Origin of the sequence: Collinsella sp. AM12-1, assembly GCF_003472325.1 — a bacterium.
Classification (GTDB): domain Bacteria; phylum Actinomycetota; class Coriobacteriia; order Coriobacteriales; family Coriobacteriaceae; genus Collinsella.
This window is the reverse complement of the sequence record NZ_QRLS01000020.1, coordinates 1-16,331: the sequence shown is the minus strand read 5'-3', so window position 1 is coordinate 16,331 and position 16,331 is coordinate 1. Positions and strand designations below refer to the sequence as shown.

The following is a 16,331-nucleotide window of genomic DNA, read 5'->3' as shown; positions in this document are numbered from 1 at the left end:
TTACGAGGCCCGGGCGTTCAATTTTGGTAGCCCGTACCAGATTCGAACTGGTGATCTCCGCCTTGAGAGGGCGGCGTCCTAAACCGCTAGACGAACGGGCCATATGTAGCAAATGCAATGGCTGGGATGGAGGGAGTCGAACCCCCATTGACGGAACCAGAATCCGCTGTCCTGCCATTAGACGACATCCCAATGACTGCATCGCTGCGCTCGGCTGTGCCTTTGCGCAAGAAAGAAATATACGGGAAGTCCCGCCGTGACGCAAGCCCTAATTTTGACTTTTTTGAAATTCAGTCAAATACGGCCGACACGTGAAGGACCTGTGAAGTCGACCGCTGCACACGAAGGGCAAAACGCCGCGAGCGGTAGCCGTCAACCGTTGGCAGATTCTACCGCGAAAACGATAGCACCAGGCAACACAATCGAAGTATCAATGATCACGTAGATATCGAGGCGCCATGGACGAAGAGCTTGATTACCTATGGGAGACCCTGGGCCTCGAGATCACTGCTGACCTTTGGCCCGAACGGGACAAAATCCATCCCACCCTGCGCCCCGCCATCACGGTGATGCAGGCAAAATACCGCCGTGCATCCTTTTTGATCATGCGGATGTCATGGCACGCGGGACTCCCCGACCTTAAGCGAATCCAGGCAAGCCTCGTCGAGCTGTCCGGTATGCCGACTGTCATATCCGAGGCGCACCTGGAGCAGCGCCAACGCGAGCGACTGCAACAGCAGCGGATTCCCTTTATCTGCCCCGGTGTTCAGGCATATCTGCCCTTTATGGACGAGGAGTACTGGAGCGGCAAGCCCAACAAGCACGTAAAGGTCTACGGTCCGCACGAATGGGCACAGCTCAAGGATTGAGCCGAGCGAGCCCTCCGATGGAAAACACGTCCCACCCCGAGCGCTCAAAACGGGTCGCACTTTCCGCAGCCGCTACAGCAGCGCCTCGGTCCAAGCTGCTTCCCTAAAGCCGGGAATCGCAAAGTCGTCGCCCACCAACAGCGGACGCTTGACCAGCATGCCGTCGGTCGCCAGCAGCTCGTAGCACTCCCGATCCGTCATGCCCGCATCTAGACGCGCCTTCAGGCCCAGCTCTCGATATTTCATGCCCGACGAATTAAAGAAGCGCCGCACCGGCAGTCCCGAACGAGCAATCCAGGTCGCAAGCTCATCAGCCGTGGGATTGTCCAAAACGATATCGCGGTCGATATACTCTACCCCGTGTTCGTCCAGCCATGCCTTGGCCTTCTTACAGGTCGAGCACTTGGGATATTCAACAAACAGTACGGTCATGGGATTTCCTTTCTTAGAGAAAACAGGTGTCCGGAAAACTGCACATCGACGACCACTCGCGATTGCAGCCGTTATTGTAGCCAATGTCGAAGCATAGGCAGTCGCGATGTCTCGTCTTAAGGCTAGCGCCTCGCATGGGCGCCGATCGGCCGAGTCGCATAGCGCACCAACGCCGCTGCCAGCAATACCAACAGCATGGCGGTGACATAGCCCGCAGCATCGAATCCTAAATCGATAACGTCGAAATGCCTGCCGGGAACAAAGATCTTATGTACCTGATCGCCAACGGAGCAGACGGCGCAAAAGAGCAACACGGGCACGCAACGGGAGCATACGCTCCAAGGACGCCTGGAAAAGCAAACCACGACCACCGAGGCGAACAATCCGACGAAGAAAAACTCTACGGTATGGGCAACGCGACGGACGTTCGTGCCCACCCACATGCGAATGGAAGCAAGTCGGCCAGACCGGACATTCGAAGCAGCCGAATCGGTGCCCCCGGTCATCCCGTTCTCGGTCTGAGCTTCACCCGCGACATCGGCAGCCTGAACGCCCGTAGCCTGACCCTCCACCACGCGCGCGGTGGACTCGCTCAGCAACGACGTCTCCACCGCATTTTGCTCCGTCAGCACCCAGATGCCCGCCAGCGTTGCAGCGAACAGAATGATCGCGGTCCATCCGATTATTTGTTTTACGCGCGCCAAGGGCCTACCTCCTTTTTTGAATATCAGCGAGTGTAGCCCCAAATGGCATCGTCACCGTATCAAAATTTGAATCGCAACAGGAAGCGACAAAGCGACGCAAACCCCTACCCCGCCTCGCGCATCCAGCGATCGAACGTCCCCACGCACACGCCCAGGCACTTTGCCGCCTGGCTGCGGGTAATATCGCCCGCCTCATAGCTATCGCGCACCAGCTCAAACTGAGGAGGGCACGGCTTGCGAGGTCGACCGAAACGGACCCCTCGCGCCCGCGCCGCTGCAATCCCCTCCGCCTGGCGCCGATGAATATTCTCGCGCTCCACCTGCGCCACGTAGCTCAGCAGTTGTAGCACAATATCGGCAATCAGGGTATTGGTCACATCCGGCGCGCCGCTGGCCCTGGCGCGCGTGTCAAGCAATGGCATGTCCAACACCACAATGGCAACCCCGAGCTCCTTGGTAATGCGTCGCCATTCCTCAAGAATCTCGGAGTAATTACGGCCAAGCCGGTCGATAGAAAGCACCACCAGCACGTCCCCGTCTCCCAGGATGTGCAGCAGCTCGCGATACCGCGGGCGATCGAAGTCCTTGCCGCTCGCATGGTCGGCATAAATATTCGCCGAGCCCACGCCATAGGCGCCCAGCGCATCCAGCTGCCGATTTAGATTCTGATCGCGCGAACTCACCCGCGCATAACCATACACCGTCGCCATCTCATCCCCGCTTTCTTGTAAACCTGCCAAAAAGGGACAGGTTTATTTTGGTAGGTTTTACCTCTCGAATAGCAGGTAAGCGGGCGGCCGAGCGGACGGCAAGGTAGCTATGATCCAAATGCGGAGGGCGGCCCCGAAAGACCGCCCTCCGCTCTCCCGCCATGAGTCGAGATTTGGCTAATGGATAAGCTTAAAGTCCAAGTGCCCACGCGTGGTATTGACGCGCGAAACCTCGATAATCACGCGCTGGCCCAGTTCATAGCGAGTCCCCGTGTCGGCGCCCGTCAGCGTAAGCGCATCCTCGTCGAACTCGAACCACTCGTTGCCCAGACTCTTGATCGAAACCAAGCCTTCGACCTGCGTCAGGTCCAAGCGCACAAAGAGGCCCATGCTGCTGACCCATGAGACCGTTCCGGCATAGCGCTCGCCCAGGCGATCCTCATAGTACTGGGCAATCTTGATCTTTTGCGTCGCATGGCTAGCGGCATCTGCCGCGCGCTCGGCATCGCTGCATGCGCGGCAGATCTGCGGCAGAATGCGCGGCAGCGACTCGCGCCCCTTGCCGATCAGCCGCGGTGTACGGACCAGGGCGTCCTTGCCGCCGAGCTGCTCATAGGCCAACTGCAGTTTGAGCACGCGGTGCACCACCAGATCGGGGTAGCGACGGATGGGACTCGTAAAGTGACAGTAGCACGGCGCGGCGAGCGCAAAGTGGCCCTCGTTGCGCGGCTTGTACAGTGCGCGCTGCATGCTGCGCAGAAGCAGCGTGTTGACGAGCGGTGCGTTGGCCGTACCGGCGGCAGCATCAACTGCAGCCTGTAGCTCATCGGGACTCCCCAGGGCGATACCGGCAGCACGGCGATCGTCGATGATGCCCAGCTGCGCCAGCGCAACGGCGGCACCGTGCAGGCTATCGGGGCTCGGATCCTCATGCACGCGATAGCAGGCCTCGATATCACGGTCTGCCAGCCACTCTGCAACGCACTCGTTGGCGAGTAGCATGGCTTCCTCGATAAGCGACGTGGCACACGAACGCTCGCGCGCCACAATCTGCACGGGTACTCCGTCCTCATCCAATAGAGCGCGAATCTCGGCCGTGTCAAAATCGACTGAGCCGCGGGCACGACGAATACGACGGCGAAGTTCGGCGAGTTCGTTGGCGGCGACAAGGAAATCGCCGAGGTCGACGTTATAGCCGCGAGCAGTTTCCTCGCACGCAAGACCGCGCTCAAGCGCCTCCTCGCGCGAGGCCTCAGCAGCCGCAACATCCTCAGCGGCGCCTTCCAGCACCGAATACTCAACCGCGTCGGCACGCACCAGCAGCGCCTCGGCGCCGTCATAGTCCATACGCACACGCGAGCGAATCACGCTGGGGTACGGATCGTAATGCCGCACGCGACCCTGCGCATCGAGCTCAATGTCAACGGTAAACGCAAGACGGTCCTCGTCAGGGCGAAGCGAGCATAGGTCACAGGACAGGCGTTCGGGCAGCATGGGAAGCACGCGATCGGCCAGATACACCGATGTCGTACGATGGCGAGCCTCAAGATCGATATGCCCGTCCCAAGCCACATAGTGAGAAACGTCAGCGATATGCACACCCAGCTTGTAGCCACCCTCGGGCGTGCGCTCAAGCGAAATGGCATCGTCAAAGTCGCGCGCGTCGACCGGGTCGATCGTGATGACAAAGCGGTCGCGCAGATCGCGGCGGAGCGGGTCCTTAAGCGCCGCGGACACATCGAGCGAAAGCCCCTCGGCCTCGTCCAGCGCGGCCTCGGGATAGCTATCGGTATAGCCGTAACGCGCCATCACGTATTGAACGCCCAAATCGGGCGCGTCATCTCCGCCAATGCGGCGTTCGATCGTCACGGTGCCCGATTCCAGGCGCGTCGGGTAGGTCAAAATGCGCGCGACAACGGCATCACCCGGGTGGACGCCCAGACGATCCGCCGAGGTATCCTCGGGCAGAATGAAGAAGTCGGCCTTCAGGCGCGAATCGAGCGGCTCGATCACACCGAGCGGACCAGCGGTCTGGTACGTACCCACCACGCTTATGGCTGCGCGCTCAACCACGCCTTCGATCACGGCGCGCCGCTCACCGTGCGGGCTGTTCTTAATGCTCACGGCTACGGTATCGCCATCCATGATCTCGCGCTTACCGCGGCCCATGACCTTGTAGTCGCCGTTTTCGGTTACAACGTAGGCGCTATGCTCATGGAGCTGCACGCGCCCGGTCAGGCTCGGACGGCGTTCGCTGCGCACCGGCCCGCGCTTATTGCGAGCTCCACGCTTATGCTTGTTATTGCGCCCCATGGCGCCTCCTAACTATCGATTGCGAACTCCAAAGAGTCTACCCAAATGATCCGTTTTCCTGCCGTCCCCTAGGGATCAAAAAACGGGCCGCCCCGCAAGAGACGACCCGTTGGAAGGGATGAATTCCAGGCATGCCTACACGCGCAGGTAGCGGCGCATGGCGATGGCAGAACCAAAGAGACCGATAATCACGCCGACCAGAATCAGCGCAGCATAGGTCACCAGGTAGTACTGCATCGGCAGGGCAAACGACATCCAGCCGATGCTCTCCTGCAAACGCGGAATCATCAGATTGCGCAGCAGCTCCAGAACGCCGATGGAAAGCAGCGAGCCCAAAATGGCCTGCAGTACGCCCTCGGTGATAAACGGGCCGCGAATGAAGCCGTTGCTGGCGCCGACCAGACGCATAATCGCAATCTCACGACGACGCGCCGTGATGGACAGGCGAATCGTGTTGTTGATGAAGATGAATGCGATAAAGGTCAAAAGGCCAACGAGCACCACGGCGGCGATGCGGATGTAGTTGGTCACCTGGAACAGGCGGCTCACTTCCTCCTGGCCGTACAGCACGCTCGCGTTGACGTCGCCGTCATCCGCGATCTTCTGGAAGTCGGCGTTCTTCTTGAGCTTCTGGGCCGTGCTCTCGACCTTGGACGGATCGTCCATCTCAATTGCAAACGAAGCCGGCAGCGGGTTCTGGCCATCGAGCGCGCTCATGGTGGCGTCGGCGTTGCCCGACATCTTGCTCGTATACTCGGCCAGCGCGTCGTCCTTGTCCTTGTACGTCACGGACTTGACGTTGCTCCACGTCTTGAGCTCAGCCTCAAAGGCCTGAACATCTGCCTGGTCGGCGTCATCGCTAATAAAGGCGTTGATGACGACCTGATCCTCGACGGTGCCGATCACGGAGTTCAGCATCGCGGAGCCCATGATGAACAGGCCGATGATAAACAGCGAAAGGAAGATCGTGATGACGGCGCCGAGCGAGGTAGTCCAGTTACGGAAGAAGTGACTGATTGCCTCTTTGAAGGAGTAGCCCACGTTAGTTGGTGCCATAGTTGCCGTAACCTCCCCTCTCCTGGTCGCGGATAACGTGGCCGCCCTCGAGGGCGATCACGCGACGGTGCATGCTATCGACCATCTCGCGGTCGTGCGTGGCGACGATCACGGTGGTGCCGGTGCGGTTAATACGCTCGAGCAGCTTCATGATGCCCAGCGAGATCGCCGGGTCGAGGTTACCCGTGGGCTCGTCGCAGATCAGCAGCGGCGGACGGTTGACCATAGCGCGGGCGACGGCGACGCGCTGCTGCTCGCCACCGGAAAGCTGGTCGGGCAGCGAGTCCATCTGATCGGCCAGACCGACCAGACGCAGCACCTCCGGCACCTGGCTGCGAATGACGCCCTTGGGCTTGCCGATGCACTGCAGAGCAAACGCCACGTTTTCGTAGGCGGTTTTTTGCGGCAGGAGCTTAAAGTCCTGGAACACGGCGCCAATCTGGCGGCGCAGGAACGGAACCTTGCGGTTCTTGATCTTCATGAGGTCCTGACCGGCAACCAGGATGCGACCGCTCGTCGGCTTGACGTCGCGGTTGAGCGTCGACAGCAGCGTGGTCTTACCCGAGCCGGAGTGACCGACCAGGAAGACGAACTCGCCCGGATAGATCTCGATGTTGATGTCGTCGAGTGCAGGCTTGTTGGGCTGTGCCGGATAGATCTTGGTGACATGCTCCATAAGGATGACGGGCTCGACACCGGCCTGCTTGGCCATCTTCTTGCGGCTGGCCTGCGGATCGATGGGCGCAAACACCGACGTAAAATCGGGGTTGTTGAGCGCGTTATCGAGGCTTGCGACCTCGGCCGCCTGATCGCTCTCGACCACCGGGGCAGCAGGCTGCGTGGGGTCGGGAATAGCGGCAAAGAGACCGGACTGCGCAGGCTGAGGAGCCGGTGTCGCAGGGGCCATGGGGTCGGGAATGCCGGCCATGGTAGGCTGCGGCGTGGCAGCGCCAGCCTGAGGCTGCTCCACGCGAGCGGTCACGGCCTGAACGGGCTCAAAACCCGCCGTGCCGGAAAGCGCGACATCGCTGGTGGGATTGTAGGCAAAGGGATCGGATGCCGGCTGTGCCTGATCTGCCGGCTGAGCGGGGGCCTGAGCAACAAGCTGGCCCTCTGAATCCGGAGTGGCGAAACGACTGCCCTGGACGCCTGTCTGCGTCTTGGGGGCATCATCGCCCGCACCGGAGGTACGGAAGTGGTTACCCACTGGTGCTCCTTATCGTCGTGCGTTTAAACTACATGAGCGCTTTGTATTTTAGCAGCATTAGCTTTGCTGCACATAAGAAGCATGGCGGGGTTTGGGTCTCACCGGCCGGGCGCAGGGTTACCTCCCAAATCGTCCTCGCGCATGGCCGGCATTTGTCCTGCTCCTGCGGAGCTGCGGACAAACGCCGGCCTGCGCTGCGGAAAGATTTGGGAGGTAACCCTGCGCCCGGCCTGCGGCTACTATGGGGCCGACGCACCAACTTGAGATGCTGCGCATACAAAATTGGAAGGGTCTGAATTGCACTTTGCTGGGATGGGCTCGTTTCCCCATGGGAACTTTGCTTGGCAGGACTCTAATTTAAATTCAGCATAAACAGGGGCGCCCTCTTTGAGGACGCCCCTGTTCTGGCTTGTTTGCGGTTGTCGACGCGATACTTTGCCTCGTCTTGCCTTATGCCAAGAACTCCTTGGTGGTCGCCACGATGTTGGCGGCGTCCAGGCCGTACTTGTGCAGGAGCTCGGCACCCGGGCCGGACTCGCCGAAGGTGTCGTTGACGCCAATCTTCTTGAGCGGCGTCGGGCACTGCTCACACAGAACGTCGGCAACGGCGCTGCCCAGGCCACCGATCACGGAGTGCTCCTCGACGGTCACGACGTGACCGGTCTTGGTGGCGCTCTTGACGATCAGGTCGGCGTCGATGGGCTTGATGGTGTGCATGTTGATGACCTCGGCATCGATGCCCTCGGCAGCGAGCTGCTCGGCGGCCTCGAGGGCCTCGCCGACCATTAGGCCGCAGGCGATGATGGTGACGTCGGTGCCCTCGCGCATGACGATGCCCTTGCCTACCTCGAACTTGTAGGTCTCGGGGTCGTTGATGACCGGCGAGGCCAGACGGGCAAAGCGCATGTACACGGGGCCGTCGCACTCGTAGGCGGCGCACGTCACGGCACGAGCCTCCACGTCGTCGGCGGGAACGATAACGGTCATGCCGGGGATGACGCGCATGAGGGCGATATCCTCGCAGCACTGGTGCGTGGCGCCGTCCTCGCCCACCGAGATACCGGCGTGCGTGGCACCGATCTTAACGTTAAGGTGCGGATAGCCGATGGAGTTGCGGACCTGCTCAAAGGCGCGGCCAGCGGCAAACATGGCAAAGGTGCTCGCAAAAGCAACGCGGCCGGTGGTCGCGATACCGGCGGCAACACCCATCAGATTGCTCTCGGCAATGCCCACATCGAAGAAGCGGTCGGGGCAGGCTGCCTTAAACTTGCCGGTCTGCGTGGCGGCGGCCAGGTCGGCATCGAGGACCACAAAGTCATCGTGCTCGTTGGCGAGCTCGACGAGGGCCTCACCGTAGCTTACGCGCGTGGCGATTTTCTTGACGTCTGCCATCCTAGAGCTCCTCTCCGGCGGCCGTGAGCTCTGCCATGGCCTGCTCAAACTGTTCATCGTTGGGGGCCTTGCCGTGCCAACCCACCTGGTTCTCCATAAAGGAAACGCCCTTGCCCTTGGTGGTCTCGGCGATGATGGCGGTCGGCTGACCCTTGGTGGCGCGGGCCTCGGCAAAGGCGGCGCGGATCTGATCGAAATCGTTGCCGTCGGCGAGCTCCACCACGTGGAACTTGAAGGCGCGGAACTTGTCGGCGAGCGGCATGGGGTCGTTGACCTCCTCGACGGGGCCGTCGATCTGCAGGCCGTTGTGGTCGACGATCACGCAGAGGTTGTCAAGCTGCTGGTTGCCGGCAAACATGGCGGCCTCCCAAACCTGGCCCTCCTCGCTCTCGCCGTCGCCCAGCAGGGCGTAGGTGCGATAGTCGTCGCCCCAGTGCTTGGCGGCAACGGCCATGCCCACGGCGGCGGAGATGCCCTGGCCGAGCGAACCGGTGGACATATCGACGCCCGGGGTGTCGTTCATGTTGGGGTGACCCTGCAGGTGGCTGCCGATGTGGCGCAGCGTCTCGAGATCCTCCTTGGGGAAGAATCCGCGCTCGGCGAGCACAGCGTACAGACCAGGCGCGCAATGACCCTTGGAAAGCACGAAGCGATCGCGGTCGGCCTTGCGGGGGTCGGCCGGGTCGACGTTCATTTCCTCAAAGTACAGATAGGTCATGATGTCGGCAGCGCCGAGCGAACCGCCCGGATGGCCGGACTTGGCAGCGTGCACGCCGGTGACGATGCCCTTCCTTACCTCGTTGGCAACCTTTTTGAGCTCTTCGTCGCTCATTGTGCCTTCCTTTCATCCTCTTAAGACAAGATGCGCACGGCACGGAAAGGTAGTCCCAACACAGCCGCGATGCACGTACGTCATTCATTATGCTGGAAACTGGAAGCTTTACCAGAGTATTTATCATTATTTGAACAATTGAGCAGGCAGAACCGCTGATGAAACGGTTTATCAATGTGAACGTCTTTTGGATGGAACGCAGTCGGCCCTACGCGTTAATGTCCTTGAATCCCTCACCGAAGGTTTCCGTAACGTCGGCGACCGTCACAATGGCGTGAGGATCGCGCTCGCGCACGATCGTTTTGAGGGTGTTGAGCTCGCGGCGGCTCACAATGACCATGATCACCGGCTTCTCGGCACCCGAGTACATGCCGGTCGCCCTAAACTTGGTGCAGCCGCGGCCCAGGCCATACATGATGTCGGCCGCGATATCGGGAAACTTGTCCGAGATGATGAGCACCATACGGCGCCTGTTGCCACCGTCGACCACGGCATCGATCACGTAGCCGCTAATGACCATCGAAAGGCCCGCATACAGCGCGTTTTCGACCGAAAAGACCGGGGCCGACAGCGCGCACACGGCAACATCGATCGCCATGACGGTCGAGCCAACCGGCAGCGATGTGTTGCGCGAGATGATCTGGCCGATCGTGTCAGAGCCGCCAGTGTTGGCACCGGCGCGCAACACCATGCCATACCCGATGCCCGTGATAATGCCGCCCCACATAGCGGGCAGCATCAGGTCGGCATGTGCCAGCGGCGCCGCAAACGGAGCGAACAGGTCGGTGAAAAAACCCAGCAGCACAAAACCGGTCGCCGTCTGCACCACGTAGAACATGCCACCCTCGCGCATAACAACCAGCAGCAGCAAGGCATTCATCACGATGGTCTGGATACCGACGGGAAGCGATATGCCATGCGAGGCGCCGACCGCCTGAATAATGGTGGCAAGGCCTGTGACGCCGCCGGCGGCAAGGCCGTTGGGGATCAAAAACAAGTCTGTCGCGATAGCTGCCAGGGCGCAGCCAAACATAATCTTGGGCAAGTCATGAAAGAAGTTCATCGAAAGAATGCGCTTGATGTCCAGACGATATGCCATGCTGCCTCCCTCAAAAAAGCGCACCCAAACGAGTGCGCTTTGAACTTCTTGCTGTATTCGATTCTACCGATTCACCGGGCAAATACCACCCCTGCGCAGTGTTTGCATCGACCCGGAGCCAATCATGTGCCTAGGCAGACGATGCTTCCGCATCGGCGTTGCCGGTTGCCCAACGATGGTAGCCGATCACAAACGGATCCAGATCGCCATCGTCGAGAACGGCCTCGACGTTGCTGGTCTCCACGCCCGTGCGCAGGTCCTTGACCATCTGATACGGGTAGAGCACGTAGCTGCGAATCTGGTTGCCAAAACCGATCGTGGTCTTGGGCCCGCGAATCTCATCCAGGGCCTCGGCGCGCTTCTCGAGCTCGATCTCGTACAGACGGGCCTTGAGAATCTGCATGCACGCGGCCTTGTTTTGAATCTGGCTGCGCTCGTTTTGGCAAGTGACAACGATGCCGCTGGGAAAATGCGTCACGCGTACGGCAGAGTCGGTGGTGTTGACGCCCTGGCCGCCCGGACCGCTCGCGTGATACACGTCCACGCGGATATCGTCGGGACTGATCTCGATGTCGATATCGTCAGGCAACACGGGAATGACCTCGACGCCGGCAAACGTGGTCTGGCGGCGCTTCTTATCATCGGTGGGGCTGATGCGTACCAGGCGGTGAACGCCGGCCTCGGCGCGCAGCATGCCAAACGCGTCCTTGCCCTCGACGGTAAAGGTCGCACGGTCGATGCCGATGACCTCAGCCGCGGGGCAGTCGTTAATGGTGACCTTCCAGCCGCGACGCTGGCAGTACTTCATGTACATCTTAAAGAGCATGAAGGTCCAGTCCTGTGCCTCCAGGCCACCCTGTCCGGGCTTGATGGTCACAATCGCGTCGCCGTGATCGAACTCACCGGTAAACCAGCTCGAAAGCTCGAGCTCGTCGATAGCGCGGGCCAGGCGTTCTGCCGTAGCGGCAGCCTCCTCGCGCAATGCGGCGGCATCGGGGTCGTCGCCCATCTCCTCGGCAAGCTCCAGCGCCGCGCGGGCGTCAGATAGCTCGCCGCGCGCGGTATCCACGGCAGCGATATCTTCCTTGGCGCGAGCGATCTCCTCCATGGTGGCGCGAGCGGCGTCGGCGTCATCCCAAAAGCCGGGGGCCACGCTTTTTGCCTCGAGCTCGGTCACGCGCGTGCGCTTCTCGTCCAAATGAAGATACGACTCGACCTCGCCGAGCCGGTCCGCAAACGCGTCCAGCTCGGCGGGCGTTACCTCTAAAGCCTCGGCCATTAACGATTCCTGCCGTGGCAGTACTTGAACTTCTTGCCGCTGCCGCAGGGGCAAAGGTCGTTGCGGCCCACGTTGACATAAGGGTCATCGCTCTCGGACTTGCGGTAGGTGGTCACCTTGCCGCCGTTGTTGACAGCAGCCGGGCCTCCCTGGACGGCCGTACGAGCCTGAACCTGTGCCTGCTTGCGCAGCACCGAGCTGCCGTTGTCGCCATCGACGTCGGCGGGGCCGGAGAAGCGCGCACCCTCGAGCGCGGGGTCCTCCTTGTGCTCCACGGCCTGCGGGGCGGCCTTGATCTCGATGCGCAGAACGGTGCGCAGGTAATCCTCGTACATGGTGTCAACGAGCATCTGGAAGGCACCATAAGCCTCAGTCTTGTACTCGACCAGCGGGTCGCGCTGGCCAAAGCCGCGCAGTCCGATACCGGTCTTGAGGTAGTCCATCTCCTGCAGGTAGTTCATCCAGCGGGTATCGATGACGCGCAGCATGACCTGGGTGTTGAGCTCGCGCATGAGGTCCTCACCCAGGCGCTCGGCCTTCATGTTGTAGCACTTCTCAACGTAGGCCAGGACATCGGCAGCCAGGGCCTCGAAGTCCTCGTCGGGGAACTTGGGCGTGTCGATATGCCCGGTGAGCTCCACGACCCACTTGCGCAGGCCCTCGAGATCGCGCTCGCCATCGTGGCTGTCCTTGGTGCAGAACTCCTGAACACAGCGGTACACGGTATCGTGCATGACCTCGGTGATGTGATCGGTCAGGTCCTTGCCGTCCAGAATCTTGTTGCGCTCGGCGTAGATGACCTGGCGCTGCTTGTTCATGACGTCGTCGTACTCAAGAACGCTCTTGCGCATGGAGAAGTTGATGCTCTCGACCTTGTGCTGGGCGTTCTCGACGGCCTTGGAGATGATCTTGTGCTGGATGGGCATGTCGTCGCCCATGTCGGCGGTAACCATCATCTTGGAAACGCGGTCCATCTTGTCGCCGCCGAACAGGCGCATGAGGTCGTCCTCGAGCGACAGGTAGAACTGAGTCTCGCCCGGATCGCCCTGACGACCGGAGCGGCCACGCAGCTGGTTGTCGATACGACGGGACTCATGGCGCTCGGTGCCGATGACGGTCAGGCCGCCGGCGGCAAGCACGCGCTCGCGTTCGGCCTTGCAGGTCTCCTTGGCCTCAGCGTTAAACTGCTCGAGCTGCTCGGGCGTCACGTCCTCCATGGTCAGGCCCTCGTACTCAAGGCGCTCGCGCACCAGCTCGTCGGGATTGCCACCCAGCAGGATGTCGGTACCACGACCGGCCATGTTAGTAGCGATGGTCACGGCGCCGTAGCGTCCGGCCTGGGCAACGATATGAGCCTCGCGCTCGTGATGCTTAGCGTTGAGGACCTCGTGCGCGATACCGCGCTTGGTAAGGGCGGCCGACAGCTTCTCGGAGCTTTCGATGGAGACGGTGCCCACCAGGACCGGCTGGCCCTTGGCGTGACGTCGCTCGACGTCGTCGGCAACGGCGTTGTACTTGGCCTGGATGGTGCGGTACACCAGGTCCTCGTGGTCGACACGCTGAACGGGCTTGTTGGAGGGGATAACCTCGACGGGCAGCTTGTAGATCTCGCGGAACTCGGCATCCTCGGTGAGTGCCGTACCGGTCATGCCGGAGAGCTTGTCATACAGACGGAAGTAGTTCTGCAAGGTGATGGTGGCCAGCGTCTGGTTCTCCTCGCGCACGAGCACGCCCTCTTTGGCCTCGATGGCCTGATGCAGGCCCTCGGAGTAGCGGCGGCCTTCCATGATGCGGCCGGTGAACTCGTCGACGATCTTGACCTCGCCGTTGGTGACCACGTACTGCTTGTCGCGGTGGAACATGTACTGGGCCTTCAGCGCCTGCTGCAGGTGGTTGACCAGCTGACCGGAGAGATCGGCATAGATGTCATCGATACCCAGGCGGCGCTCAATCTTCTTAAGGCCGCGCTCGGTGGCGGCGATAGTGTGCTTGGCCTCGTCCATGACGTAGTCGCCCGTGGGCTCTACGTCCTCGGTGGCGGTGAGCATGTCGTGCGAGACGTCCTCGCCGCGCTCAAGGCCGCGCACGGCACGCGCGAAATCCTTGTAGGTGCTGGCGGACTTGGTGCCGGCACCCGAGATGATGAGCGGGGTACGTGCCTCGTCGATCAGGATGGAGTCGACCTCGTCGACGATGGCGTAATGGTGGCCGCGCTGCACGCGCTGCTCGGGGCGAGTGACCATGTTGTCGCGCAGGTAATCGAAACCGAACTCGGAGTTGGTGCCGTAGGTGACGTCTGCCTGGTAGGCCGGACGCTTGAGCTCGAGCGGCATGTTGTTCTGGAGCAGACCGACGGTCATTCCCAGGTACTTGTAGATGCGGCCCATCCACTCGGAGTCGCGCTTGGCCAGGTAATCGTTGACGGTAACGACGTGTACACCCTTGCCGGCAATAGCGTTGAGGTAGCCGGCCAGCGTGGAGACCAGGGTCTTGCCTTCGCCGGTCTTCATCTCGGCGATATGCCCCTCGTGCAGTGCCATGGCGCCAATGAGCTGCACGTCAAAGTGACGCATGCCCGTGATGCGCTTGGAAGCCTCACGCACGGTGGCAAAAGCCTCGGGGAGCATGTCGTCGAGCGACTCGCCGTTGGCGTAACGCTCACGGAACTTATCGGTCTGGGCGCGGAGCTCTTCCTCGGTCATCTTCTCAAACTGGGGCTCAAGACCGTTGATCTGATCGACGATCTTGTAGTAGCGCTTAAGGTCCTTATCGGATCCAAAGGACAGCAGCTTTGACATGAATCCCATGTGGTTTTCCTTTTTGGCCATCGCCCACGCCATGCAGCCTCGGGCGAGTTAAACACAGATAAATGTACTTTAGCCAAACAGGACGCGGCCTATACGGTCGACCTCGACCGCCACGTAATAACTACGACCCGACCGACCTGCCAAAAAGGGACTGGTTTATTTTGGCAGGTTTTATCTGGGAAAACGCCGTCACTCTGCCATTTGGTGCAAACCAACCTGTCCCCTTCGCACCAATCTGGTGCAATGGGGACGAGCTAGCTTGCACCAATAAAAAGAAAAGGGCCGCGCACCCGAACGGATGCACGGCCCTTATGCCATGAATGCGAGCGATTCCGCGGCGAGCTATTTACTCAGCAGCCTCGGTGGTCTCGGCCTCGGCAGCGGCCTCCTCGACGGGAGCCTCTGCGGGAGCCTCGGCGGCCTGCTTGGCAGTCTCCTCGGCAAACTTAGCGGCACGCTTAGCCTTCTCGGCAGCCTTAGCCTCAGCGGCGGCCTTGCGAGCAGCCTCGGCCTCAGCAGCCTTGGCGGCCTTGGCAGCCTTGGCCTCCTCAGCCTTCTTGAGCTGGGCGGCAGCGGCGCCACCGAACTTGTCGGCGAAGCGCTGGACGCGTCCACCGGTGTCGACGAACTTCTGCTGGCCGGTGTAGAACGGGTGGCACTCGTTGCAAAGCTCGACCTTCATCTCGGACACGGTAGCGTGCGTCTTGAAGGTGTTGCCGCAGGAGCACGTCACCGTGCACTCGACATACTGGGGATGGATACCCTGCTTCATGGTAGGACTCCTTATTGGTCAGGCGCTGGTTACCGATCAGCGCATAAGGCGTCTTGGTTTCCGACCAAGACAACAAACTCGGCTATGGTACCACGGCGCCGCGCGTCCCACAAAAGGTTCACGGTCTTTTCGGAACGACACGAATCTGACCCATCGAAACACATCTCCACCGTTCCTTCAACTGGGAAAATGCCGTCCCCGGGGCCTGAGAAGGGCCCCGGGGACGTTCGACTGACTGCGGGAACGGCCTTTCCGCTCAATGTGTTCGGCTGAGATCGGAAATCAACCAAACTGAACTAGGTTCAGTTGACATGGTTAAAAACGAGGGGCGACGCTTTTGCGTCACCCCTCGTCCCGGCCGGTTGCTTTAGTTGTACACACGGTAGTTACACTTGAACTGGGTTATGTGTCCATAGTTGGAGCGGTACCAACCCGACGTATAGCTGATTGCCTCTGCGCCTAGATAGTCGTAGCCCTTGTTGTAGCGAAGCTGACGGTAGGTCGTGTCGTACTCTGCTACGTAAAACGTGTCTCCAGAGAAGGCTTTGTACCGGTCTTTAACCGTCGAAGCCATGTACGCGGGTTCGACATCGCCTTTCTCTCCGTTGAGCGCATAGACGGGTGCCGCGATTCCGCATAAAGCCGTTGCCACGAGGATGGCGTAGACAGCCATGCGCGACGCATTGGACTTCAGCTGTTCAAATAGTTTCATGTCATTCATCTCCCTCGTATGTATCGAGGTATTCCTGCTTGAGCGTCTGCGAGGACGACTCGATCTTTTCCACGAGCGTGCCGGCCTCGATGAAGTAGAACGAGTTGGTGAGGTCTGCCAGGTCGTCGAGCAGATGGCTTGAAATGA

14 protein-coding genes and 2 tRNA genes are annotated in these 16,331 nt (G+C 60.6%); 1 reads left to right on the top strand and 15 read right to left on the bottom strand.

Annotated elements, in window-relative coordinates:
• Nucleotides 1-24 precede the first annotated feature (24 nt).
• Together DW136_RS08715 and DW136_RS08710 are read right to left on the bottom strand one after the other, a co-directional pair.
• Nucleotides 25-101: transfer RNA gene (locus DW136_RS08715), tRNA-Glu, on the bottom strand.
• A 17-nt stretch (nucleotides 102-118) separates the two neighbouring features.
• Nucleotides 119-192: transfer RNA gene (locus DW136_RS08710), tRNA-Gln, on the bottom strand.
• Between the two features lie 266 nt (nucleotides 193-458).
• Here DW136_RS08710 and DW136_RS08705 point away from each other — a divergent pair.
• Entirely contained in the window at nucleotides 459-869 is a 411-nt protein-coding gene (locus DW136_RS08705; RefSeq protein ID WP_117629499.1) for a hypothetical protein, read from the top strand.
• A 72-nt stretch (nucleotides 870-941) separates the two neighbouring features.
• Here DW136_RS08705 and DW136_RS08700 read toward each other — a convergent pair whose 3' ends face one another.
• The 13 genes from DW136_RS08700 to DW136_RS08640 form a co-directional block, all read right to left on the bottom strand.
• Nucleotides 942-1,301, bottom strand: coding sequence for an arsenate reductase family protein (locus tag DW136_RS08700; RefSeq protein WP_117583016.1), 360 nt, complete (start codon nucleotides 1,299-1,301; stop codon nucleotides 942-944).
• Nucleotides 1,302-1,423: 122 nt separating this feature from the next.
• Nucleotides 1,424-2,005, bottom strand: a complete 582-nt coding sequence (locus DW136_RS08695) for a VanZ family protein (protein WP_158551657.1) — start codon at nucleotides 2,003-2,005, stop codon at nucleotides 1,424-1,426.
• A 104-nt stretch (nucleotides 2,006-2,109) separates the two neighbouring features.
• Nucleotides 2,110-2,715: a recombinase family protein gene (locus DW136_RS08690; protein WP_117629497.1), complete on the bottom strand. Its 606-nt coding sequence runs from the start codon at nucleotides 2,713-2,715 to the stop codon at nucleotides 2,110-2,112.
• Between the two features lie 177 nt (nucleotides 2,716-2,892).
• Nucleotides 2,893-5,028 (bottom strand): ribonuclease R family protein, encoded by a 2,136-nt coding sequence (locus DW136_RS08685; RefSeq protein WP_117629496.1) that lies wholly within the window; start codon nucleotides 5,026-5,028, stop codon nucleotides 2,893-2,895.
• A gap of 135 nt (nucleotides 5,029-5,163) precedes the next feature.
• Entirely contained in the window at nucleotides 5,164-6,084 is a 921-nt protein-coding gene (ftsX, locus tag DW136_RS08680) for a permease-like cell division protein FtsX (RefSeq protein WP_099432018.1), read from the bottom strand.
• Nucleotides 6,071-7,291 (bottom strand): cell division ATP-binding protein FtsE, encoded by a 1,221-nt coding sequence (gene ftsE, locus DW136_RS08675; protein WP_117629495.1) that lies wholly within the window; start codon nucleotides 7,289-7,291, stop codon nucleotides 6,071-6,073. The genes ftsX and ftsE overlap by 14 nt, the downstream gene beginning before the upstream one ends.
• Nucleotides 7,292-7,741: 450 nt before the next feature.
• Nucleotides 7,742-8,683: a transketolase family protein gene (locus DW136_RS08670; RefSeq protein WP_117583024.1), complete on the bottom strand. Its 942-nt coding sequence runs from the start codon at nucleotides 8,681-8,683 to the stop codon at nucleotides 7,742-7,744.
• Nucleotide 8,684: 1 nt separating this feature from the next.
• Nucleotides 8,685-9,515, bottom strand: a complete 831-nt coding sequence (locus DW136_RS08665) for a transketolase (protein ID WP_099432020.1) — start codon at nucleotides 9,513-9,515, stop codon at nucleotides 8,685-8,687.
• Between the two features lie 208 nt (nucleotides 9,516-9,723).
• On the bottom strand, nucleotides 9,724-10,614 hold the full coding sequence (locus tag DW136_RS08660; RefSeq protein ID WP_118289434.1) for a YitT family protein: 891 nt from the start codon (nucleotides 10,612-10,614) through the stop codon (nucleotides 9,724-9,726).
• Nucleotides 10,615-10,744: 130 nt separating this feature from the next.
• The gene (gene prfB / locus DW136_RS08655) at nucleotides 10,745-11,893 is read right to left on the bottom strand and encodes a peptide chain release factor 2 (protein WP_117583026.1); all 1,149 of its coding nucleotides are present in this window, start codon (nucleotides 11,891-11,893) and stop codon (nucleotides 10,745-10,747) included.
• Complete coding sequence (gene secA / locus DW136_RS08650) at nucleotides 11,893-14,700, bottom strand: preprotein translocase subunit SecA (protein WP_117583027.1); 2,808 nt, start codon at nucleotides 14,698-14,700, stop codon at nucleotides 11,893-11,895. The genes prfB and secA overlap by 1 nt, the downstream gene beginning before the upstream one ends.
• Before the next feature lie 346 nt (nucleotides 14,701-15,046).
• Nucleotides 15,047-15,472, bottom strand: a complete 426-nt coding sequence (gene rpmE, locus DW136_RS08645) for a 50S ribosomal protein L31 (RefSeq protein WP_118289433.1) — start codon at nucleotides 15,470-15,472, stop codon at nucleotides 15,047-15,049.
• A gap of 367 nt (nucleotides 15,473-15,839) precedes the next feature.
• Nucleotides 15,840-16,184 carry a hypothetical protein gene (locus tag DW136_RS08640; protein WP_006235302.1) on the bottom strand — a complete coding sequence of 115 codons (345 nt, stop codon included), beginning with the start codon at nucleotides 16,182-16,184 and terminating at the stop codon, nucleotides 15,840-15,842.
• Nucleotides 16,185-16,331: the final 147 nt, after the last annotated feature.

Excerpts from the sequence above, each read along its gene's own strand:
- DW136_RS08705 (WP_117629499.1), top strand. The coding sequence starts at position 459 with ATGGACGAAGAGCTTGATTACCTATGGGAGACCCTGGGCCTCGAGATC.
- DW136_RS08700 (WP_117583016.1), bottom strand. The coding sequence starts at position 1,301 with ATGACCGTACTGTTTGTTGAATATCCCAAGTGCTCGACCTGTAAGAAG.
- DW136_RS08690 (WP_117629497.1), bottom strand. The coding sequence starts at position 2,715 with ATGGCGACGGTGTATGGTTATGCGCGGGTGAGTTCGCGCGATCAGAAT.
- DW136_RS08685 (WP_117629496.1), bottom strand. The coding sequence starts at position 5,028 with ATGGGGCGCAATAACAAGCATAAGCGTGGAGCTCGCAATAAGCGCGGG.
- ftsX (WP_099432018.1), bottom strand. The coding sequence starts at position 6,084 with ATGGCACCAACTAACGTGGGCTACTCCTTCAAAGAGGCAATCAGTCAC.
- DW136_RS08670 (WP_117583024.1), bottom strand. The coding sequence starts at position 8,683 with ATGGCAGACGTCAAGAAAATCGCCACGCGCGTAAGCTACGGTGAGGCC.
- DW136_RS08665 (WP_099432020.1), bottom strand. The coding sequence starts at position 9,515 with ATGAGCGACGAAGAGCTCAAAAAGGTTGCCAACGAGGTAAGGAAGGGC.
- DW136_RS08660 (WP_118289434.1), bottom strand. The coding sequence starts at position 10,614 with ATGGCATATCGTCTGGACATCAAGCGCATTCTTTCGATGAACTTCTTT.
- prfB (WP_117583026.1), bottom strand. The coding sequence starts at position 11,893 with ATGGCCGAGGCTTTAGAGGTAACGCCCGCCGAGCTGGACGCGTTTGCG.
- secA (WP_117583027.1), bottom strand. The coding sequence starts at position 14,700 with ATGGGATTCATGTCAAAGCTGCTGTCCTTTGGATCCGATAAGGACCTT.
- rpmE (WP_118289433.1), bottom strand. The coding sequence starts at position 15,472 with ATGAAGCAGGGTATCCATCCCCAGTATGTCGAGTGCACGGTGACGTGC.
- DW136_RS08640 (WP_006235302.1), bottom strand. The coding sequence starts at position 16,184 with ATGAAACTATTTGAACAGCTGAAGTCCAATGCGTCGCGCATGGCTGTC.